The sequence below is a fragment of the Sphingomonas leidyi genome, assembly GCF_011761945.1.
Lineage (GTDB): Bacteria > Pseudomonadota > Alphaproteobacteria > Sphingomonadales > Sphingomonadaceae > Sphingomonas > Sphingomonas leidyi.
Genome location: NZ_JAASQV010000002.1, coordinates 1,191,683 through 1,213,513, shown reverse-complemented (window position 1 = coordinate 1,213,513; position 21,831 = coordinate 1,191,683). Strand labels below are relative to the sequence as shown.

Genomic DNA, 21,831 nt, shown 5'->3' with positions numbered 1-21,831 from the left:
TCCGTGCACCGCAAATCGTTTCTCATCGCGCTGGCGCTCGCCCTGGCACCGGCCGCGGCATGGGCGCAGGCGGGGACCGGGGAACCTGCGTTCAGCCCCGACGAAGTGCGCGCGCATGTCGAGTTCCTCGCCGACGACCTGCTCGGCGGGCGCGACAACGGGACCCAGGGGTTCGAGATCGCGGCACGCTATGTCTCCAGCCGCTTCGACGCGATGGGATTCAAGCCCGGCGGGACGCAAGGCTGGTACCAGCCGGTCAACATCGCGGACTATGTGCTCGACGTCGGGAAGCCGGCCTCGCTCGCGGTTGGCGCGAAACGGTTCGCCAGCGGCCAGGACGTGCTGTTCGGTCCGAGCCCGCTCCACGGCAACGAGACCCAGACCCTCACCGCCGACGCGGTGTTCGTCGGCCATGGTCGCGAGGCCGACTATGCCGGTGTCGACGCGACCGGCAAGTTCGTCGTCACGCTGCTCGGCAATCCGCCGGGCATCGAACCCGGCAAGCTCGACAAGGCCGCAGTCGCCGGCAGGCACGGCGCGCTCGGCCTGATCTATCTCGTCACGCCGGACAATCTGAAGGACGCCTTCCCCTGGGCGCAGGCCGTCACCTATTTCCAGGGCCCGCAGACCAACTGGCTGAGCCCGGACGGCTTCCCCAGGGGCGAGAATCCCGGGCTCAGGATCGGCGCCTATGTGAAGGGCGCCGCCGCCGAGGCGTTGTTCAAGGACGCGCCGATGCGCGCCGACCAGCTCTATGCCATGCTCGCCGCCCCGGGCGGCACGCCGGGCAGCTTCGCGCTCAAGCAGCGGCTCACCCTGCAGCGGACCAGCATCGTCACGGTGAAGAAGAGCGAGAACGTGATCGGCATCCTGCCGGGATCGGATCCGAAGCTCGCCGATGAATATGTCGTGCTCTCCGCGCATCTCGACCATGAGGGCACCGATCCGGGCCTGGAAGGCGAGGACAAGATCTACAATGGCGCGATGGACAATGCCGCGGGCGTGGCGACGATGCTGGAAGCCGCGCGCGCCTTCACGCAGAGCGGCAAGCGCCCGCGCCGCTCGATCCTGTTCGTCGCGCTCACCGCCGAGGAGGACGGGCTGATCGGTTCCGAGTTCCTCGCGCGCTATCCGGTCGTGGGCGGCGGCAAGGTGGTGGCCGACGTCAATCTCGACATGCCGATCCTGCTGTATGACTTCCAGGACGTGGTCGCCTTCGGCGCCGAGCATTCGACGCTCGGGCCGATCGTCGCGCGCGCGGCGGCGAAGATGGGCGTGGCGCTCTCGCCCGATCCCATGCCCGAAGAGCAGCTGTTCCTCCGTTCGGATCACTATAGTTTCGTCAAGGCCGGCGTGCCGTCGATCTTCCTCGTCACCGGCTTCAGGAATGGCGGCGAGAAGGCGTTCCGCGACTTCCTGAAGGCACACTACCACAAGGTGAGCGACGATATCCGCCAACCGTTCGACTGGCAGGCCGGCGCCAGGTTCGCGAAAATCAACTATCTGATCGCGCGCGAGATCGCCGATGCCGACCAGGAGCCGCGCTGGTACCAGGGCAACAGCTTCGGCGAACGCTATGCCAGGGATGCGCCCAAGGCACCGCGGCCGGCGAATGCGCCGGCCGCCACGGCACCGAAGGCGATTTCGATTGCCGTGCCGGCACCGACGAAGAACTGAGCGGCGCGGAAACGGGGCTTTCTCTGCTTTTCCGCCAGGCGGAAAGGCGGCAGGCTCCCGCACCAGCCGTGCGAGGACTCGACCCGCCGTGTACCAGGCCGCCAAGCGCAAGCCGATTGCCGATCGCCCGGCCGCGACCGGGCCCGCCGGACCTGCGCCCGTGCAATGCGTCGCGGCGCCGGCGCCCTATCATGCGCTCCCCGCCTCGGTCGGCCTTGCGGCGCCCAATCGCACCGGCCTGCCCAATGGGCTGAAAAGCGGCATCGAAACGCTGTCGGGCCTGTCGATGGACGATGTCCGCGTGCATCGCGGATCGAGCCGGCCCGCCACCGTCCAGGCCCATGCCTATACCCAGGGCAGCGAGATCCATCTTGCCCCCGGGCAGGAGCGCCACTTGCCGCACGAGGCCTGGCACGTGGTGCAGCAGAAGCAGGGCCGCGTGCGCCCCACGCTCGATCTGAACGGCACCTCGATCAACGACGATGCCGGACTGGAAGGCGAAGCCGACCGGATGGGCCAGCGCGCCGAGCGGACGGGCGGCACGCCGGCCGGGTCGATGGCCCCGGTGCAACGGGCCGGCATCGCCGCGCCGGTGGTGCAGCGCTCGGTGCTGCACCTCAAGGACGATGAGGACAATTTCGTCTATTACTCCGACCTGGAAGTGGTCGAGCGAGGCAAGCGGCTCACCACCTTCACGTCACGGAAGAAGGCCCAGGAATTCGACGACACGCTGTCGGGCAACTCCGACGTCGTGGACGGGGCGATCACGACGAGCCAGCATCGGGCCCGCCGCGTGCCCACGCCCTATGGCCATCTCAAGACTGCCGTGACGGCCAAGGTGCGGCATCAGGAACAGGGGCCGCATTCGCTGTCGTTCATCGCCTTCGAGGAAAGGCTGCAGCACCGGCTGGCCAAGGGGCAGTATCTCGAGCTCCTCGATCAGGTCGAAACGCCGGAACGGGCGATTTCCCTGATGAAGTCGGAATATGGCCTCGACGATGGCGACGACGTGCTCGAACGCTATGCGCTCGACTATCGCAGCCTGTACGACGAATTCATGCGCCTGCTGAAGGACGACGGCGATCACGGCGTCGGCTCGCTCTTCCACCTCGTCGCGCGCAAGCTGCTCCAGCTGAATCCGTACACGACCTATAACGGCCCCAAATCGACGAACCGCGGCGAGGACCGGCATGGCGTGTTGGGCTCCAACACGCTCGACACGAAGGCCAAGTACAGGAGCTCGCTCGAATATGAGACTTATCTGCAGACGCGCGGCGATCTGTTCCATTCGTCGGATGAGGAAGAGGACGAGCAGAAGCCGAAAGAGGGCGGCACGGCCTATGTCTTCTCTTCGATCTCACCGCGCGAGCGCCGCTACTCGCGCAAGGCGCGGGAGGAGCTCAAGAAGAAGAAGCGCAAGCCGGAATCCAGCAGCTCTTCCAAATCCAAGGCCTCGGACGAAGACGAGGACGAATCCAGCAGCAGCGACAGCGGCAAAGAGAAGAAACCCCATAAGAAATCGAGGAACGCCAAGACCCTCGCGTCACGCGATACGGTGACCTATTTCGGCCACAAGTTCAGTCCGAACACGGTCGGCATTCGCGATGGCGGCGAATGCTTCTGGGATACGATGCGCCATTATGGCTTCACCGCGAAGCAGCTTTCGGACGCCGCCGATGCAGCGGGCCTCACCGTGGATGTGGCTGTCGACGCGCGCGACATCACGGCGTTCGTCGATGCGCTCAACGACGAGGTCGAGGAGACGATCTGGGTGCGCCTTGTCACCTACGACCTGAAGACACTCAAATATCAAAGCCGCGTCGACATCGGCGGCGGCGACAAGCAAGTCTATGTCGCGTTGTTCATGGATGGCGACCTGGGGCACTACGTGCCCGAGCTATAGCGGCGCGCGGCCGAACCGCGGCGCGCCGCACGGAAAGGGCCGGAGCTCGCGCCCCGGCCCTTCCCGCTGCCCTCCCCTTGCTGTCCGCGGGGAGGAGAGGCTCAGAACCAGGCCTTCAGCGTCACGAAGAATTGTTGCGGCGCGCCGACCATCAGCGTCTGGTTGTCGCCCGAATTGCCGAAGCCGTTCGTACCGATCGTCGAGACGTACTTCTTGTCGAACAGGTTGGTCGCGTTGGCCTGGATCTCCAGGCTGCGGCCGCCCAGGTCGAACTTATAGCCGAGTGTGGCGTCGACCAGCACGCGGCCGGCGATCGACTGGTCGTTGGTATAGGTGAAATAGCGCCGGCTCATATAGTTGGCGCCGATGCGGGCGTTGAAGCCGGCAAGGTCGTAGGTCAGTTCGCCCTTGAGCAGGTGCTTGGGGGCATCGACCACGGTCTTGCCCTTGGTCGCCGCCAGCAGCGTGCCGGCCGCATTGCGCACATCGTCGCGATAGGTCGAGTCATTGTAGCTGTACGAGACGAATGCGCCGAAGCCGCTGCCCAGACGGAGATCGCCGGTCGCTTCGAAGCCGATGGCGCGGACGTCGCCGACATTCTGCAGCGTCACCGGGTTGCCGACGATGCCGGCGCCGGTGGTGACGCCGAGCAGGCGATTGCGGAAGTTGACATAATAGCCGGCGAGCGAGCCGGTGAACGGCCCCGAGCGCAGGCGGCCGCCCAGTTCCCAGGTGTCCGATTGCTCGGGCTTGAGCCTGGTCGAGCCCGAGAGAAGCGCGTTGAAGCCGGCCTGGGTGGTCGCGAACGGGCCGCTGGTGGCCGAGGCGACGAAGGCGCGAGTCACCTGAGTGAAGCCGCCGAACAGTTCGGCACCGGCCCCGAGGCGGTAGTTGAAGCCCGCGGTCGGCTGGAACCAATCGGTCACGTCGATCTTGCCGCGCGCCAGCGCGCCGGCGACGTTCGGATCGGCCGCGTTCTTTACCTTGAAGCCCTTCCAGCCCAGGTTCAGCGTCAGGTCGCCGAAGGTCAGCTTGTCCTCGACATAATATTGGAAGGTGTCCGTCGTGTAGTCATAGTCCCACTGGGTCGCGAACGGGTTCGACTGGAAATCGAGGCTGCGGCGCGACGGCGCGGTGCGGCTCGACAGGGCATAGAAGCGGCGGGCCTGCTGGAAATCGTTGCGCTCGTACCAGAAGCCGATGGTCACGTCGTTATGCTCGCCGAGCTTGCCGCCGGTATGGCCGAACACGCCCTTGCGATCGATGTCGTACTCGGTGGTGCGGATCGAGATGGGCGAGGTGCCGCCCGGGCTGGGCACGTACGGCGTGAACCACAGGCCCTGGCCGTGATTATTGTGGTAATAGCCCTTGAGCGCGAAGCGCAGGCCGCCGCTCTCGCCTTCGAAGCCGAGCGAGCCCAGCCAGTCGCGGCGCAGGCCCGCCGCGTCGAAATAGGCATCGTCCACCGTCGCGAAGGGCGCCGGATAGACTGTCCCCGCCGCCGCGTTCGACACCGGGGCACCGGTATCGCCGCGATTGTTCGCGATATCGGCGATGCGGACCGCGAGCGCATAGTCGTTCGAGATATTGTCCCAGTTGTAGCCGAGACGCTTGATCATGCCGAGCGACAGGTCCTGATAGTCGTTCTCGCGGCGGTCCGAATAGCTGATCGTGCCGACCAGGCGGACATCATCGGCCAGCGGCGCGACGATCTTGCCGTTCGCCTGGTTGGTGCGCTGCGAGCCCCAGCCCTTCCACTTGTCGAGGTCCGAATAGACATAGGAGGCATAGGCCTTCACGCCGCCGCCGATATCGCCGGTCTCGATCCGGCCGAAGATGCGCTTGGTGTTCTCGCTGCCATAGGTGCCCTCGGCATGGATGCCGAACTGGTCCGACGGATCGCGCGAGAAGAATTCCAGCGTGCCGCCGAGATTGTTGGTCGCCTGGGTGCCGAGCGAGCCGGCGCCCTGCGACACCCGGACCTCGCCGACATTCTCGCTGGTGATCGCGCGGCTGATGTGGAGGCCGTTGACGTTGCCGTAGCTGGCGTCGCCGAGGGGAATGCCGTCGAGCGTGAAGCCGAGCTGGTTCTGGTTGAAGCTGCGGATCGAGACGCGCGTGGCCCATTCATAGGCGCCGAAGGGATCGGCGGACTGGAAGTTGACGCTGGGCAGCTTCTCGATCGCCTTCAAGGGGCTGGTGCCGGCGGCGAGTTCGGCGATGTCGCTGCTGGAGAGCTGCTGGACCTGGCGGGTCTCGCCGCGGCCGATCACCACGATATGATTCTGGTCCGCGCCGTCGTCGGCGGCGGGCACCGGCCCGGCCGGCGCGTCCTGCGCGAAGGCGGCACCGGAAAGCAGCATCGAAGTGCCGGCGAGCAGAATGGAAAGCTTGCGCATGGCGGGTTCCCCCCAGGGTTTGTTTTCGGCGCGGGCACAGTGCCCGGCAGTCGGGGAGCTAGGATTTGTGCGTTGCAGCATCGCGTAGCCGCGATGTCAGTTGCGCGACCGTGAAGTTACAGCTTCCGGACACATTACGGAAACCGTAGCGGCAACCGCCATAACGAAGCTAATCGCCGTTCCTCTTTGCGGCTGCCTGGGTCATAGTCGCGGCAAGACGGTGAAGAGGAAGGCGGATGCATGCTCGCCTGCAACCCAGGCCCGGCCGACCCGCGCAGGACCTGCAGGCGCGCCCGCCTGCAGCTGGCACCCAGCCCGTAGCACAGCGCGCCGCGCCGGCGCATCTGGCGCCCGGGCGCGAGACGATCGCCGATTATGCCCGCTCGCGCGCCTCCGGCCTGGCCCGCGCGGCGGTGGCGGCCAACCGCACCGGCCTGCCCGATGGGCTGAAGACGGGCATCGAGACGCTTTCCGGCATCGCGCTCGACGATGTCCGCGTGCATCGCAACTCCGCCCGGCCCGCGCAACTTCAGGCGCATGCCTTTGCGCAGGGGAGCGACATCCATCTGGCGCCGGGCAAGGAAGGCCATCTGCCGCATGAGGCGTGGCATGTCGTCCAGCAGAAGCAGGGCCGGGTCCGCGCGACGCAGCGGGCCGGCGGCGTCCCGATCAATGCGGACATCGCGCTGGAGGACGAAGCCGATGCGATGGGTGCCCGGGCGACGCGCGCGCCGCTGCCGCATGGGGGCGAGGGGCCGCCCGCACCGGCCTTCGCGCCGGCATCGCCCGCGGCCCAGTGCATACGAGTCGATGTCACCGATATCGGCCAGACCTTCGATGTGACGACCAATGCCGGCGTCCGGCAGAATGGCGTGCTCCAGGCGATCGGCATCAACGGCTGGTTCACCTTCAGCTGCGGCACGGTGCGCGGCCAGGGCAATATCCATGCGCGGGTCGGCGCATCGTCCTCGAGCGCGACGGGCCCGGGAAGCACGCTCACCACCGGCGCGCCCAGCTCCACACCGCCCGGCTCCACCCCGGTCGTGCCCGGCCATACCGGCACCCCTCCCTCCAGCACGCCGAGCATCCCTTCCAGCAGCACGACCCAGGGCACTGCCCTTCCGACGACCCAGACCGAGTTCAACGTCCAGCAGATCGCGACGAGCCAGGGCATCAGCGGCTTGAGCGCGATCGGCCTGATCCGGGAAAGCTTCCAGAGCCAGCCGCGCACCGTGCGGGTCCATTATCCGTTCGGCAGCAAGACCATCTCGCGCGGCGGCGAAGCGTTCGACACGCCCCAGGAGACGACCAAGCGGGCGCAGGGCATGGTGAGCTATCGCACCAAGGACTATGGCAAGGGCCACAAGAAGGTCGACAAGGACTATTCCGACTTCGTCGACGAGCTTTCCGACAATGAGGCCGAGCCGGTCAAACGGGCACGCGCGAAGAACGTCCTGACCTTTCTCGAGAGCGACCCGACGGTCAAGTTCGGCGACCTGACCAGCGAAGGCCGGGCGGGCCTGGGCGGGCTCCTCTCGGTCGGGCTGATATCCGATCCGATGCGCACCGAGCATCATTCGCAGCGCACCCAGGACGACTTCCTGGAAGAGCTGCGCAAGCGCGAGCGCGGCGAGACCAGCTTCCACAAGGCGTTCGGCAGCAAGACCGGTTCGACCTTCCTGCCCGCGCGCAAGGGCGGATCGAAGGAGCAGCGCAAGCGGCTGCGCATGCTGGGCCCGCTCGCGCCGAAAGCGACGACGCCGAGCGTTCCGCAATCGAGCTCGGCGCAGTCGACCGGGCCGCTGCCCGCGACGACCACGGCACCCCCCACGCAATCGCCCATCTTCGGCATATCGGTGCCGCAGCCGTCGCAGCAGATGCTCACCCTGCAGGCCAACGTGATCGGCGTGGCGGACGACCTGCTGCGCCTGCTGCAGCCGCAAGGCGACCAGGACGACGTCAATCGCGGCATCTTTGCCATCCAGGTGCAATATGCGCGCAATGTGGCGACGAACGCCAACCTGCTCTCCCCTGCGGCGCAGCTGCATCTGCACCAGCTGCTCGGCGCGCTCAACCATAGCTATCGCCAGGCGGCCCCGGTCCTTCGCCGCGACCTGATCTTCCACACCAATCCGGAGGATCCGCATGGCGTCGCCGGGCAAAGGCTGGCGGCGCTCGAGCAAGTGTTCGCCGAATGCGGACAGATGGCCGCGCGCAATGCCCTGGCGATCGTCGGCCGGGACCCAAGCGCCCAGGCCGTCCAGGCCGATGTGGCCAATCAGGCCGGTCTCAATGCGCTCGGCAATTTCGCGAACAATATCGACGAGAACGCGATCCGGCAGATGCTGGCGACCGCAGGCGCGACCGACATCCCGGTCATGGGCAATATCGGCCAGGTCGGAGCGGTGGTCGACCATATCAACCAGAACGACCTGGCATGGCTGGCGCACATGCAGATCGGCCAGGGCGAAGTGGCCTCGCTGCAGCCGGTACGCGCCTTCATGCTGGGCACGATCCCTTCGCTGACGCTGATCCTGAACATACAGGGCCATGTGAACGCCGCGACCAAGCAGCTCCATTGGATCACGGTGCGGGTGACGCGCACCCAGCACGGGCTTGCCGTCCAGTATCTCGATTCCCTGCGCGCGCCCGCCGACTATACCGGCGTATTCACCGCGCTGCGCCAGCTCCTGTCGCGCGCGCCGGCGCAAGCCCAGCCGCAGGCCCAGCCCCAGCCGCCGCAGCATGGCGGGACGGGCGGCGCCTCGGGATCGTCCCCGGGTTCGAGCGGATTCGGCGCCTCCTTCTTCGGCCCGGGCCCCTCCTCCGGCCCGCTCGCACCGTCGACCTCGCCTTTCTCGCCGGGCTTCGGGACCGGCGGCTTCACCACCAGCTGGACCAGCTCGCCGCTGCCCAAACTGTTCCCGGAGCTCGACGATGACGATGCCAGCATGTCCTAGGTCGCTCTCCCACGGGCCGCTCGCCGCCGGTGGCAAGGCGCGGCCCGCCCGGGAAAGCGCGCGCGGCGGCAGCCCGCGACACCCGGCGTCGAGGAGGGAGGCCGATGCAAGCGCCGTTCCGGCATAGGCCCATGGACGCGACGCACGGGCCGGGCGGCCGGGCGGACGCCGCTCGCCCGGCCGCCGTGCAGCGCGCCGCAACGCCGGGGCGCTGGAGCACTGCCGCGAACATCGCGGCACCGCGGGAAACCATCGCCGACTATGCCGCATCGCACGCCCTTGGCGTGTCGCGTACCGCTGCCGGGCCCAACCGCACCGGCCTTCCGGACCGGCTGAAGAGCAGCATGGAATCGCTCTCGGGTATCGCGCTCGACGATGTGCGCGTCCACCGCAATTCGGCCCGACCGGCCCAGCTCCGGGCGCTCGCCCATACCCAGGGCAGCGAGATCCACCTCGGCCCCGGCCAGGAACGCCACCTGGCGCATGAGGCCTGGCACGTCGTCCAGCAGAAGCAGGGCCGCGTGCGCCCGACGATGCGGCTCGGCGGCACCGCGATCAACGACGATGCCGGGCTCGAGCGCGAAGCCGACACCATGGGCATCCGGGCCGCGCGACCCGGACCTGCCGGATCCGGGCTCGAACCGGGCGGACTCGCGCCGGTCCAGCGCGTCGCCGGGCCACCGGTCGTCCAGCGCGCGATCGGCTATGAGGTGGAGGTCGGCGATATCCGCGTCACCTCGACCACCGACGCTCCGCCCGTCAAGGGCCAGGTCCTCTGGACGGGGCCGGGCTGGGACGCCTCGGTCGACGAGGTCCCCCTGCCCCCGGACCATCATGCGGCGGAGGAGGACGACGGCGAAGCCAAGGAGGAACGGGCGCCGCGGGATCCGGGCAGCGTCTTCGACCTCGAATTCCGCACCAAGCCGATCGACGACGTCACGCCTGGCGGACGCAAGGAGGCGCAGAAGATCCTGACCGCGATCGCCGCGCAGTGGAACGCCGTTCAGAAGAGCTATCCGCACCGCTATGCGGGTGCGCCTCCCGGCGTCGATATCAGGCCGACTTCGCGGAGCTGCGTGGCGCAGGTTCAGGCAAGCGTCGGGCTGTCGCTGGACGGCCTGCGCCGGATGCGCTCGGGCGAGGCGCTCCGGCGGATCAACGCCCTGGTGCCCGAGGACGCCAACGTCACCGTACGGGACGCGCTCGCCGAAGGCGGCACCGCCGATCGGGCCATCGCGGAAGGGGTGGAGGCGCACAAGGCCCGGATCCGCGCTGCGCTGCACCTGCCGGGGCATGTCAATATCGACAATCTCTGCGCAGTGATCGGGATGATCGTCAACGTGCCCGTCGCGGCCGCCCAGGGCGGGCTCCTCTATCCGAAGAGCGCCGCCGGCCCCTTGATGGCGCGCAGCAATTTCACGACGATCCTCCGCCAATTGCCCCCCGATCAATTGCGGGCGATCCAGAACAATCGCGTTGCCTGGACCAATGTCCTGCTCGCGATCACCCGCGCGGTGATTGGCGAAGAGGACGAAGAAGAGGGCGCGCCGGTATTTCCGGAACATGCGTTCAGCAAGCCGAACGACAAGACCCACCACCTCTCGCAGCATCTCTCCCGGCGCGACTGGTTTTCCGGGCTCGCCAATGACGAGGATCGACTCACCGGCGCGGACTATCAGGCCCGGCACGGCAATCAGGACGCTGCCGACGAACTGGAATCGCTCGGCGGCTATGGGACCAAGCTGGATGCCAGCAGCTATTCGATCAGTGGAGGGGGCTATGCCGCGATCACGCTGGGAGTGGCCGGCATGGTGGCGGGCATCGCGGCCACGCTGGCCAGCGGCGGGCTCGCAGGCGGTCTGCTGGCGCTCGGCGGGCTCGGCACCGCCGCGCTCGGCTATTCGAAGGGCACCAAGCCCAACCGGACCCGGCCGATCTTCGAGCTCCGTTCGCTCGGCAGGGTCTATGCGGACGACCTGGTCGAAGCCGGGCTGATAATCTGGGACTATGTCGCGCAGGCAAATACCGAGCGGCGCGAGGGGGACTAGCATCCGCACCCGGCGCGCCAGCCCTTGTGTTGCACAATGGCAACACTACATCCGGGCTGACCGAAACAAGGGGCCAGCATGAACCTCGAGAAATTCACCGACCGCGCCAAGGGCTTTCTCCAGTCGGCGCAGACCGTCGCGATCCGGATGAATCACCAGCGGATCGCGCCGGAGCATATCCTGAAGGCGCTGCTCGAGGACGAGCAGGGCATGGCAAGCGGCCTGATCCAGGCGGCGGGCGGCGACGCCAGGCGCGCGCTTGCCGAGACCGACCTGGCCCTGTCGAAGATTCCCGCGGTCTCGGGCGGCGGGGCGCAACAGACGCCGGGGCTCGACAATGATGCCGTGCGGGTGCTCGACCAGGCCGAGCAGATCGCCCAGCGCGCCGGCGACAGCTTCGTCACCGTCGAGCGGCTGCTCGTGGCGCTCGCGCTGTCGCTGAACACCGCGGCGGGCAAGGCGCTCCAGGCCGCCGGCGTGAAGCCGGAGGCGCTCAACGCCGCGATCAACCAGCTGCGCGGCGGCCGCACCGCCGATACCGCGGGCGCCGAGGACCGCTATGACGCGCTCAAGAAGTTCGCGCGCGACCTCACCCAGGCGGCGAAGGACGGCAAGCTCGACCCGGTGATCGGCCGCGACGAGGAGATCCGCCGCACGATCCAGATCCTCGCCCGGCGCACCAAGAACAATCCGGTGCTGATCGGCGAACCCGGCGTCGGCAAGACCGCGATCGCCGAGGGGCTGGCGCTGCGCATCGCCAATGGCGACGTGCCCGACAATCTCAAGAACCGCACGCTGATGTCGCTCGACATGGGCAGCCTGATCGCCGGCGCGAAATATCGCGGCGAGTTCGAGGAGCGGCTGAAGGGCGTGCTCGACGAAGTGAAGGCCGGCGAAGGCGACATCATCCTGTTCATCGACGAGATGCACCAGCTGATCGGCGCGGGAAAGACCGAGGGCGCGATGGACGCGGGGAACCTGCTCAAGCCCGCGCTCGCCCGCGGCGAGCTGCACTGCATCGGCGCCACCACGCTCGACGAGTATCGCAAATATGTCGAGAAGGACCCCGCGCTGCAGCGGCGCTTCCAGCCGGTGTTCGTCGGCGAGCCCACGGTCGAGGACACGATCTCGATCCTGCGCGGCCTGAAGGAGAAATACGAACTGCACCACGGCGTGCGCATCACCGATGCCGCGATCGTGAGCGCCGCGACGCTCTCCAACCGCTATATCACCGATCGCTTCCTGCCCGACAAGGCGATCGACCTGATGGACGAGGCCGCCAGCCGCATCCGCATGGAAGTGGAGTCCAAGCCCGAGGAGATCGAGAATCTCGATCGCCGCATCATCCAGCTCAAGATCGAGCGCGAGGCGCTGAAGAAGGAGACCGACGAAGCGTCGCGCGACCGGCTGGCCAATCTCGAGGCGGAACTGGCCAATCTCGAGCAGCAATCGGCGGGCCTGACCGCGCGCTGGCAGGCCGAGAAGGACAAGATCGCCGGCGAATCGAAGCTGAAGGAACAGCTCGAGGCCGCCAAGATCGAGCTGGAACAGGCGCAGCGCGCCGGCGATCTCGCCCGGATGAGCGAGCTTAGCTACGGCACCATCCCGTCGCTCGCCAAGCAGCTCGAGGAGGCGCAGGGCGCGAGCAAGGGCGCGATGCTGCGCGAGGAGGTGACCAGCGAGGATATCGCCGCGGTGGTCGCGCGCTGGACGGGCATCCCGGTCGACAAGATGCTGGAGGGCGAGCGCGAGAAGCTCCTCGCCATGGAGGATGTGCTCGGCAAGCGGGTGATCGGCCAGGCCGACGCGGTGAAGGCCGTGTCGACCGCGGTGCGCCGCAGCCGCGCCGGGCTGCAGGATCCGAACCGGCCGCTGGGCAGCTTCCTGTTCCTGGGGCCGACCGGCGTCGGCAAGACCGAGCTGACCAAGGCGCTCGCCGAGTTCCTGTTCGACGACCCGAACGCGATGGTGCGCATCGACATGAGCGAGTTCATGGAGAAGCACGCGGTTGCGCGGCTGATCGGCGCCCCTCCCGGCTATGTCGGCTATGAGGAGGGCGGCGTGCTGACCGAGGCGGTGCGGCGGCGGCCCTATCAGGTCGTGCTGTTCGACGAAGTCGAAAAGGCGCATGGCGACGTGTTCAACGTGCTCCTCCAGGTGCTCGACGACGGCCGCCTGACCGACGGCCAGGGCCGCACGGTGGACTTCTCGAACACGATCGTCATCCTCACTTCGAACCTGGGCAGCCAGTTCCTCACCAATCTGGGCGAGGGGCAGCCGGTCGAGAGCGTCGAGCCGCAGGTGATGGAAATCGTCCGCGCGCATTTCCGCCCCGAGTTCCTCAACCGGCTGGACGAGATCATCCTGTTCCACCGACTGGGCGCGGAGCATATGGCGCCGATCGTCGACATCCAGGTCGGCCGCGTCGCCAGGCTGCTCAGGGACCGCAAGATCCAGCTCGACCTGACGGACGCCGCGCGCGCCTGGCTGGGCCGGGTGGGCTATGATCCCGTCTATGGCGCCCGGCCCCTGAAGCGGGCGGTGCAGCGCTATCTGCAGGATCCGCTCGCCGACATGATCCTGCGCGGCGAGGTGAAGGACGGATCGACCGTCCGGATCGACGAGGGCGACGGAGCGCTCGCGCTCGCGGCCGCCTGATTTTCGCTGCGCCCACCGCTTCCCGCGCCCGCCGCGCGAAGACGGAGCGGCATCGGCGAAGGGACCGGACAAAAAGAAGGGGCGGCTCCCGAAGGAGCCGCCCCCGATTTTTAGTCGCTCGGAAGGACTTAGAAGTCGATCCGGGTGCCGACGCGGAAGTAGCGGCCGACCACATTGGCCTGCGCCCACGACGGGTTGTAGTTGAAGATCGAGTACGCGGCCGACGGGTCGAACTTCGGCTTGATGTCCAGGAAGTTCAGCGCGTTCACGTAGATCATGAAGTTGTCGTTCACGCGGTAGCTGGCGCTGAGGTCGGCGTTCCACTGCGCACCCACCTTGCAGAGCACGGGGTTGCCGTTCTGGTAGGTGACGACCGAGTGACCGATATTGGCACGGCAGTCCGCAGCGCTGGTGCCGCGGTTGCCGCCGTAGTCGACCGAACCGAGGCTGTAGCCGCCGGTGTAGTAGACGGTGCCGGTCAGCGAGAAGCCACCCATCGAGAGGGTGTTCTGCCAGCTGCCGCGCCACTTCGGCGAACCCGAGCACGAAGTGTAGTCGCACGGGCTGAGCGAGCCGTCATAGCGCTCGACCGAACCGTCCTGACGGAGCACTTCGTACTTGATCAGGTACGACGAGTCGAACGAGCTGTAGAGCTTCACACCACCGAAGTCGTGACGGAACTCGAAGCCGAGGTCGATACCCTGGACGCGCTCTTCATCCGCGTTCTGGAACGAGAACTGGATGAAGCCCGGCAGAGGACGTGCGGCCGGGAACTGCGCGTCGGCAGTGCCCGGAACCACCACGACGCCCGGAACGGCGGTGGTGGCGCCGCTGTTCAGATACGCCGCGAGCGCCGCATCCTGGTCCGCCGCCGAGATGTTCCCGATGACGTCCTTCACCTTGATGTTGAAATAGTCGATGGTGAAGCTGAGGTTGCGGATCGGCTCGAACACCGCGCCGGCGGTCCAGCTGGTGGACTTTTCAGGCGCCAGCGCCGGGTTGCCCACCGAAGTGCGGCCCAGCGAATACTGGCCGGTCACATAGGTGTTGTTGCCGTGCGAGGCGCAGAACGCCGCATAGGTGGTGCAGTTGATCGAGAGCGTCGTGTAGCCGGTCGTCGGCAGGCCATAGGCCTCGTTGAACGACGGGATACGGAAGCCCTTCGACCAGGTACCGCGGAGCAGGATCTGCTCGATCGGCGCGCTGATTTCGTAGAACGCCGACTTGATGTTGCGCGAGCCGATCGCGCCCACCGCGTTGATCGTGTAGTAGCGATCATACGGATGCGCGAGGTTCTCCGCGTTGGCCGAGGCGTCGTTGATCGCCTCGTGGCGGTACGACGCACCGACGGCGGCCTGCAGCGGGCCACCCGGCAGCTCGAACAGGGCGCGACCGAGAGTCGCGTTGACCTGCCACAGATCCGAAGTCGAACGCTTGATGCTGGTCGGAGCGACATAGTCGCGCACCGCCTGGGTGTTCAGCCAGGGGTTCACGAAGTTGTAGGCACCGGTGGCGATCACATCGGCCAGACGCTGCGGGATGAGGTAGTTCTGGCTGATGCGGCTGAGCTCGACCTGCGACGCCGTGAACTCGACGTTGTAGTTCCAGTCGTTGTTCTCGCCGAACGAACCGCGAATGCCGGCGGCGCCGCGGAGCGAACGGGCGTTCGTTTCCACGGTCTGCGGGCGATCGTAGCGGCCGCGCAGCAGCGCGACGGTGCCGGCGGCTGCGAACGGATTGTTCGGGTTGAGCGTGCCGTTCGCGGCCGAGCAGCCCGTGCTGGTGTTCACGCCCGTCGCCGGGTTGATCGTGGCCACGCCGGCGGCGCAGACATAGACCGGCAGGACGATCGGGTTCAGCGTGACGGGGCCCGGAGGCGGCGTCTGGTTGTTGAAGGCGGCCGGCGTCAGCTGCGAATAGGTATTCACATGCATGTAGTTGCCGGTGATGTACGCCTCGGCATTGTCGCCGACCTTGATGGTCGCACGAGTCGCGAAGCCATAGCGCTCGGTCGACGGGCGCACGGTGCCGTACAGCTTGCGCAGGTCGCCCGTGCACTGGTTCGGAGCCCAGGAATAGAGCGTGCCCGCCGTGTTGAGCTGGCGCGCGCTGTTCGGCAGCGTGATCGGCGAGAGGCCGAAGGCGCCGCAATCGCTGTTCAGCAGCTGATATTCACCGGTACGGCCGCCGGCGGCGGTGCCGGCGGCGACGAGCGGGTTGACCGAGATGGTCGAGCCGCCGAGCGTGCCGTTGCGGTTGACGCCGAACTGATACCAGCGCGTGGCGATCGGCATACAGCCGGTGGTCAGGCCGGTGGCCGGGGTGCCCGGCTCGCAGATCGCGCTGTTGTCGCCGCTGCCGAACGGATATTGGCGGTCGCGCGCCCAGATCTCGTCATTCTTGCGGTAGAAGCCGTTGATGTAGACGTTGAAGCCCTGCTCCTCCAGGTCGCCATGACCCAGGGTCAGGTCGAAGCGCTGCTCGCCACCGTCGCCGCGGCTCGAGATGCCGGCCGAGGCATTGGCGTGAATGCCCTTGACTTCCTTCTTGGTGATCACGTTGACCACGCCCGCGACGGCGTCGGCGCCGTAGGTCGACGAAGCGCCGTCCTTCAGGACTTCGATCCGGTCGATGATCGCGTCGGGAACGGTGCTCAGGTCGACGAAGTTGCGGTGGCCGTCGTCGGCGAGCGGATACGGCGCCATGCGCATGCCGTCGAAGATCGTCAGCGTCTTCTGCACGGTCAGGCCGCGCAGCGACACGGCGTTCGCGCCGGCTGCGAAGTTGTTGCCGTTGTTCCAGCCTTCCGAGATGGTGCCCGAGCCGTTTGCCGACAGGCGCTGCAGCGCCTCGGCGACGGTGTTGACGCCACGCTGTTCCAGCGTTTCCGCCGACAGCACGGTCACCGGCGACGGCGTCTCGGTGTCGGTACGACGCAGGATCGAGCCGGTGACGACGATCTCGCCGCCGCTCTGGTCGTCCTGGGCATTCGTGCTCTTGCTGGTCGAGGTGGTGGAGCTGCTCGAGTCCTGCGCCATCGCCGGCGTGGCGATGAGCGCACCCGCGAGCACGAGCGCGGACAGCGCCGTGCTCCCGCGCAGGGTGATCTGCGTGTTCTTCATGGTGATCCCTCTTGTATCCGGCTGTTCCGCGGATGCTCGACAGCCGGGTTTGTCTCCCCGCTCCGCCATCCATTCGTGTGCAACTCACGTATCAGGATGGCAGAGCTTGGCGGGATCGTGGATCGCCGCCCGGCGACTGTAAACCGCACACGGCGATACTGTGCGCGCTTTCAACGGGACTGTAGCCAAAATGCCACATGACGGCTTGTAATATTGCGCAGTCGACACGATTCGTGTTTTTTTGTGTTGCAGCGCGACACATTGGCGCCTCAATCGGTAACAGGCATCGGCCCCGCAACGAGCAGCGGATCGATCCGCGCGTCGCGCCATTTGAGACTCCAGTGGAGATGCGGCCCCGTGGCGCGCCCCGTCATCCCCACCGCACCGATGGGCTGGCCGCGCCGAACATGCTCGCCCAGCTTAACGTCGATGCGCGAGAGGTGCATGAAGGCGCTGTTCAGCCCCGCGCCGTGATCGATCATCAGCAGGTTGCCTTCCAGCGTGAAGGGCCTGGCGGCCGCGAGGATCACCACGCCGTCGGCAGGCGCCAGCACCACCGTGCCGGCCGGCCGGGCGACGTCGATTCCCGAATGATAGGATCCGGGCTCGCCGCGATAGATGCGCTGCGATCCGAACAGCGTGGAGATGCGCCCGACCACCGGCCAGAAGAACGGCATCTGCCGCCAGCCCGCCGAATCGGTCTGCAGCTTCCGCGCGGCATTGATCTGGGCGAGCTCGCCGGGACGGACCCGCTCGAACTCGGGACGCGGCACCGGATATTTGGGCAGGGTATCGAGCCGGGAAATGTCCCAGGCGCGCGGCGCGATCGCCAGCACCTGGCGCTGCTGGGTGCCGTCGCCCAGCGTCGCCACCAGGGTAGCGGAGGGGCCGTGATCGCGGTCGAAGGCGATCAGGAAGCGGCGATCGGGCGCGACCGGCACCGATTCGCCGTCGAGCGTCAACAGGCTGGTGCCCTTGGGCGCGGTGCCGATCGCCGCGCCTCCCTGGACCAGCTGCCCCTGAAAGGCGAAGGGCCCGGCGACATCGGGGGCCGGCGGGATCGCCGCCGCAACCGCCGCGGAAGCCGCAACGCCGGGCGCAACGGGCGACTGGGCGCTGCCGAGCAGCGTGAAGCCCAGGATCGCGGCGGGAAGCCGGCCAGCGAGTCCCATCAGCCGCGCATCGCCTGCATCGCCAGCGCCGCGGAGGCATAGGGCTCCTGGGCGGCGACGCTCCAGTAGCGCAGCCGCTCGAGCGGCACCTTCTCGCCGCTGACCGCGCAGACGACATGATCGCCCGGCGTCAGGACGCGAAAGCCGTTCGCCATGAAGTGAAGGCGCGCCGCGCGGGCGACGGGGTTCGACATCAGCATAAGCGCGGCATCCTCGTGACTGGCATTTTCCTCACAACAGGCTGGGCTGTTCGGGCCTGGCCGCATCATAGGATTTGCCGCCCGGCCGCTCAACCCGCGCATCGACCGCGCCGTCGATGAAGTGGAGCGTCACGGCGCCCGCGCCGCGCGCGCCCTCGGCCGTGCCGATCACCTTGCGCGTGCCCCGCGCCTCGACCCAGGCATAGCCCTTTTCGAGCGGGCGATTGGGGTGCACCAGGTCGAGATGCCGGCCGATGCCCTCCAGCCGCTGCCTGGCCGCGGCGAGCCGCTGGTCGAGCATCGCGGGGCGCAGCGCCCCCGCCGAACGGTCGAGCTGCCCGCGCGCCAGCGTGACGCGGCGTTCCAGCGCCCGGTCGAGCCGCCCGCCCAGGTCGTCCATCTTCTGCCGCTGCGGCCCGAGCAGCGCGTCGCGGCGCGGCAGCACGCGCACCAGCGCCGCCAGCCGCTCGCCGGCGCGCTCATGATAGCGGCGCACGCACCGCTCGGTGCGGTGCGCCAGCGTCGCCAGCGTGTGGCGCACATCGGCCAGCACCGGCACCGCGATCTCGGCGGCGGCCGTGGGGGTCGGCGCGCGCAGGTCCGCGGCATAGTCGCACAGGCTGGTATCCGTCTCGTGCCCCACCGCCGAGATCACCGGGATGCGGCAGGCGGCGACGGCGCGCACCACCGCTTCCTCGTTGAAGGCCCACAGGTCCTCGATCGAGCCGCCGCCGCGCGCGACGATCAGCAGGTCGGGCCGCGGCACCGCCCCGCCATGCTCCAGCGCATCGAAGCCCCGGATCGCGTTCGCCACTTCCTGCGCGGCGCCGTCGCCCTGCACCTTCACCGGCCAGACCAGCACATGGCTGGGAAACCGGTCCGCCAGGCGATGCAGGATGTCGCGGATCACCGCGCCGGTGGGCGAGGTCACGACGCCGATCACCTTCGGCATATAGGGCAGCGGCTGCTTGCGCTCGCGATCGAACAGTCCCTCGCCGGCCAGCCTGGCCTTCAGCTTCTCGAACAGCGCCATCAGCGCGCCTTCGCCGGCCAGTTCCATGCGATCGATGACGATCTGGTACTTGCTGCGCCCGGGATAGGTGGTGAGCTTGCCGGTGACGATCACTTCGATGCCGTCCTGCGGCTGGAACGGGATCGCGCTGGCGGCGCCGCGCCAGATCACGCCGTCGATCACCGCATCCGCGTCCTTGAGCGCCAGATAGGCATGGCCCGACGCCGCCCGCTTCCACCCCGAAATCTCGCCGCGCAGCCGGACATGGCCGAACTCGCCTTCGACCATCCGCTTCAATGCCAAAGATAATTCGCTCACCGAGAGCGCAGGCGCGTTGTCGCCCGGCACCGGCTCGGCTACGAGCCGCCCAGGCGTATCGGGAAAGGGGTCGGCCATGAATGTCCTGTTGTTGGGGTCCGGTGGCCGCGAACATGCGCTCGCCTGGAAGCTCGCGCAATCGCCGCTGCTCGAGCGGCTCTACGCCGCGCCGGGCAATCCGGGAATAGCCGAGCACGCCGAAATCGTGGACATCGCGGTGAACGACCATCGGGCCGTGATCGACTTCTGCCTGCGCCACTCGATCGGCTTCGTGGTGATCGGGCCCGAGGCGCCGCTGGTCGCCGGCCTGGCCGACAATCTGCGCACCATGGGCCTGGCCGTGTTCGGGCCGAACAAGGTGCCGGCGCAGCTCGAGGGCTCCAAGGGCTTCACCAAGGACCTGTGCGCGCGCGAGCGGATCCCGACCGCCGGCTATGTCCGCTGCGAAAGCCGCGACGGGGCGCTGGCCAGCCTCGAGGATTTCGGCCTCCCGGTGGTGATCAAGGCCGATGGCCTGGCCGCGGGCAAGGGCGTGACGGTGGCCTTCACCCACGAAGAGGCGGAAGGCGCGGTGCACGCGATCTTCGCCGAACCGGGCGCCAGCGTGGTGATCGAGGAATTCCTGGAAGGCGAGGAAGCCAGCCTGTTCGTGCTCACCGATGGCGAGACGCTCGTCTCGTTCGGCTCGGCCCAGGATCACAAGCGGGTGGGCGACGGCGATACCGGCCCGAACACCGGCGGCATGGGCGCCTATAGCCCCGCCCCCGTGCTCACGCCCGCGCTGGAGGTCCGGGCGATCGACGAGATCGTCCGCCCGACGATCGCGGCGCTGGCCCGGATGGGCGCGCCCTATTCGGGCGTGCTCTATGCCGGGCTGATGCTGACGCCGACCGGCCCCAAGCTGATCGAATATAATGCCCGGTTCGGCGATCCCGAATGCCAGGTGCTGATGATGCGCTACACCGGCGACCTGCTCCAGCTGATGCTTGCGGTGGCGAAGGGCGAGCTGGCCGGCCAACCGGCGCCGACCTTCGCGGCCAGGACCGCGCTCACCGTGGTGATGGCGGCCAATGGCTATCCGGGCACGCCGGAGACGGGCGGCGCGATCGCAGGGATCGAGCGGGCGGAGGCGACCGGCGCCAAGGTGTTCCACGCCGGCACCAGGATGGACGGCGACACGCTGGTCGCCGCCGGCGGCCGCGTGCTCAGCGTCACCGCGCTGGGCGAGACGGCGAAGGCGGCCCAGGCCGCGGCCTATGCGGCAGTGGACGCGATCGACTTCCCCACCGGCTTCAGCCGCCGCGACATCGGCTGGCGCGAAGTGGCGCGCCAACCATAGGGCGCGGCGCGACCGGCAAAGCTTGCCGTTTCGGGACAGTCGGCGAGCGGCGCGCGCGACCAGCTTGTCGCGCTGCGCCGCACCACGTTATGCAGTTGCCGGGAATCGCAATTTCGCAAGGACGGGACAGGCGCAGATGAACAGCACGGAACCGCTCTTCAACGGAGCCCCGCTTTGGCTGACGCTCCCGTTCGCGGCGATCGCCTTGGGCGCCCTCTTCGCGCTCCTCGTCCTGTGGTGGGGCGCCCGCCTCGCCGGCCGCCGCCGCAATGCGCGCGCGGAGATAGAGGAATATAACGAGGAGTATCGGGAGGACGCCGCGCAGGCCCGGCCGATCACCCCGCCCGTCGCTCCCTCGCCGCCGCCCCTGGCCGAGCCGCCGCTGGCGCCGCCCGCCCCGGAACCGGAGCCGGTCGCAGAGATCGTCCCGGCGCCGCTCCCGCCCGTCGTGGAGGAGGCCGAGCCGGCCGCCGAGGCCGCCGCGCAGCCGGTGGATGCGCAGCGGGTGGATGAAATGCCGGCACCCGAGCCTCTCGCGGACGAGCCGATCGCCGCCGCCGCGCCGCTCGACGCCACGCCCGCATCGCTCGCCTCGGACGTCGCCGAACCCATGCACACCCCGGAGGCGGCAGCGGCAGCCGTCGAGCCCGCCGCCACGCCGGAGCCAGCGCCCGCCGGCCCGGCGGCGGACGATCTCACCCGGATGAAGGGCGTCGGCCCGCGCCTCGCCGAGCGGCTGGCCAGCGTCGGCATCACCCGCTTCGCCCAGCTCGCCGCGCTCACCCCCCAGGAAGCCGATACGCTCGACGCCAGGCTGGGCGACTTCCAGGGTCGCATCCATCGCGACCGCTGGATCGAGCAGGCGAGCTTCCTGGCGAAGGAAGACATTGCCGGCTTCGAGGGGGTCTTCGGGAAGCTCTAGGATGCATCGCCGCCCGAGCTCGCACGACGGCACCGCAAATACCTCGTCACCCGGGCCCCGTGCCGGGGGGACGGGTGGTGTCCCGGCAATGCCGGATCTTC

General features: G+C 68.1%; 12 protein-coding genes. 7 read left to right on the top strand and 5 right to left on the bottom strand.

Annotated elements, in window-relative coordinates:
• The first annotated feature begins 3 nt into the window (after window positions 1-3).
• The gene (locus tag FHR20_RS15490) at window positions 4-1,677 is read left to right on the top strand and encodes a M20/M25/M40 family metallo-hydrolase (RefSeq protein ID WP_167300445.1); all 1,674 of its coding nucleotides are present in this window, start codon (window positions 4-6) and stop codon (window positions 1,675-1,677) included.
• 88 nt (window positions 1,678-1,765) lie between these two features.
• A complete protein-coding gene (locus FHR20_RS15485) occupies window positions 1,766-3,580 on the top strand; it encodes an eCIS core domain-containing protein (RefSeq protein WP_208413607.1) in 1,815 nt (604 codons plus the stop codon).
• Window positions 3,581-3,681: 101 nt separating this feature from the next.
• Here the strand turns inward: FHR20_RS15485 and FHR20_RS15480 are convergent, their stop codons facing one another.
• Entirely contained in the window at window positions 3,682-5,979 is a 2,298-nt protein-coding gene (locus FHR20_RS15480; RefSeq protein ID WP_167300443.1) for a TonB-dependent receptor, read from the bottom strand.
• A 236-nt stretch (window positions 5,980-6,215) separates the two neighbouring features.
• Between FHR20_RS15480 and FHR20_RS15475 the strand changes: the two genes are divergently transcribed.
• The 3 genes from FHR20_RS15475 to clpB all read left to right on the top strand — a co-directional run bounded on the left by FHR20_RS15475 (window position 6,216) and on the right by clpB (window position 13,645).
• Window positions 6,216-8,939, top strand: coding sequence for an eCIS core domain-containing protein (locus FHR20_RS15475; protein WP_167300442.1), 2,724 nt, complete (start codon window positions 6,216-6,218; stop codon window positions 8,937-8,939).
• Between the two features lie 104 nt (window positions 8,940-9,043).
• Window positions 9,044-10,987: an eCIS core domain-containing protein gene (locus tag FHR20_RS22715; RefSeq protein WP_208413606.1), complete on the top strand. Its 1,944-nt coding sequence runs from the start codon at window positions 9,044-9,046 to the stop codon at window positions 10,985-10,987.
• A gap of 78 nt (window positions 10,988-11,065) precedes the next feature.
• On the top strand, window positions 11,066-13,645 hold the full coding sequence (clpB, locus tag FHR20_RS15465; protein WP_167300441.1) for an ATP-dependent chaperone ClpB: 2,580 nt from the start codon (window positions 11,066-11,068) through the stop codon (window positions 13,643-13,645).
• 128 nt (window positions 13,646-13,773) lie between these two features.
• Here clpB and FHR20_RS15460 read toward each other — a convergent pair whose 3' ends face one another.
• The 4 genes from FHR20_RS15460 to xseA form a co-directional block, all read right to left on the bottom strand.
• Window positions 13,774-16,767 (bottom strand): TonB-dependent receptor domain-containing protein, encoded by a 2,994-nt coding sequence (locus FHR20_RS15460; protein ID WP_167300440.1) that lies wholly within the window; start codon window positions 16,765-16,767, stop codon window positions 13,774-13,776.
• A 269-nt stretch (window positions 16,768-17,036) separates the two neighbouring features.
• Complete coding sequence (locus FHR20_RS15455) at window positions 17,037-17,939, bottom strand: M23 family metallopeptidase (protein WP_167300439.1); 903 nt, start codon at window positions 17,937-17,939, stop codon at window positions 17,037-17,039.
• A complete protein-coding gene (locus FHR20_RS15450) occupies window positions 17,939-18,139 on the bottom strand; it encodes a DUF2093 domain-containing protein (protein ID WP_167300438.1) in 201 nt (66 codons plus the stop codon). Before FHR20_RS15450 ends, FHR20_RS15455 begins: the two co-directional genes overlap by 1 nt.
• A 31-nt stretch (window positions 18,140-18,170) precedes the next feature.
• Complete coding sequence (gene xseA, locus FHR20_RS15445) at window positions 18,171-19,547, bottom strand: exodeoxyribonuclease VII large subunit (RefSeq protein ID WP_167300437.1); 1,377 nt, start codon at window positions 19,545-19,547, stop codon at window positions 18,171-18,173.
• Between xseA and purD the strand changes: the two genes are divergently transcribed.
• Together purD and FHR20_RS15435 are read left to right on the top strand one after the other, a co-directional pair.
• Complete coding sequence (gene purD / locus FHR20_RS15440) at window positions 19,546-20,808, top strand: phosphoribosylamine--glycine ligase (RefSeq protein WP_167300436.1); 1,263 nt, start codon at window positions 19,546-19,548, stop codon at window positions 20,806-20,808. The genes xseA and purD overlap by 2 nt on opposite strands.
• A gap of 136 nt (window positions 20,809-20,944) precedes the next feature.
• Complete coding sequence (locus FHR20_RS15435; protein ID WP_167300435.1) at window positions 20,945-21,730, top strand: hypothetical protein; 786 nt, start codon at window positions 20,945-20,947, stop codon at window positions 21,728-21,730.
• The last annotated feature ends 101 nt before the right edge of the window (window positions 21,731-21,831 follow it).

Bases quoted from the DNA above. Each gene is read 5' to 3' on its own strand.
- FHR20_RS15480 (WP_167300443.1), bottom strand. From the start codon at position 5,979: ATGCGCAAGCTTTCCATTCTGCTCGCCGGCACTTCGATGCTGCTTTCC.
- FHR20_RS15475 (WP_167300442.1), top strand. From the start codon at position 6,216: ATGCATGCTCGCCTGCAACCCAGGCCCGGCCGACCCGCGCAGGACCTG.
- FHR20_RS22715 (WP_208413606.1), top strand. From the start codon at position 9,044: ATGCAAGCGCCGTTCCGGCATAGGCCCATGGACGCGACGCACGGGCCG.
- clpB (WP_167300441.1), top strand. From the start codon at position 11,066: ATGAACCTCGAGAAATTCACCGACCGCGCCAAGGGCTTTCTCCAGTCG.
- FHR20_RS15460 (WP_167300440.1), bottom strand. From the start codon at position 16,767: ATGAAGAACACGCAGATCACCCTGCGCGGGAGCACGGCGCTGTCCGCG.
- FHR20_RS15455 (WP_167300439.1), bottom strand. From the start codon at position 17,939: ATGGGACTCGCTGGCCGGCTTCCCGCCGCGATCCTGGGCTTCACGCTG.
- FHR20_RS15450 (WP_167300438.1), bottom strand. From the start codon at position 18,139: ATGCTGATGTCGAACCCCGTCGCCCGCGCGGCGCGCCTTCACTTCATG.
- purD (WP_167300436.1), top strand. From the start codon at position 19,546: ATGAATGTCCTGTTGTTGGGGTCCGGTGGCCGCGAACATGCGCTCGCC.
- xseA (WP_167300437.1), bottom strand. From the start codon at position 19,547: ATGGCCGACCCCTTTCCCGATACGCCTGGGCGGCTCGTAGCCGAGCCG.
- FHR20_RS15435 (WP_167300435.1), top strand. From the start codon at position 20,945: ATGAACAGCACGGAACCGCTCTTCAACGGAGCCCCGCTTTGGCTGACG.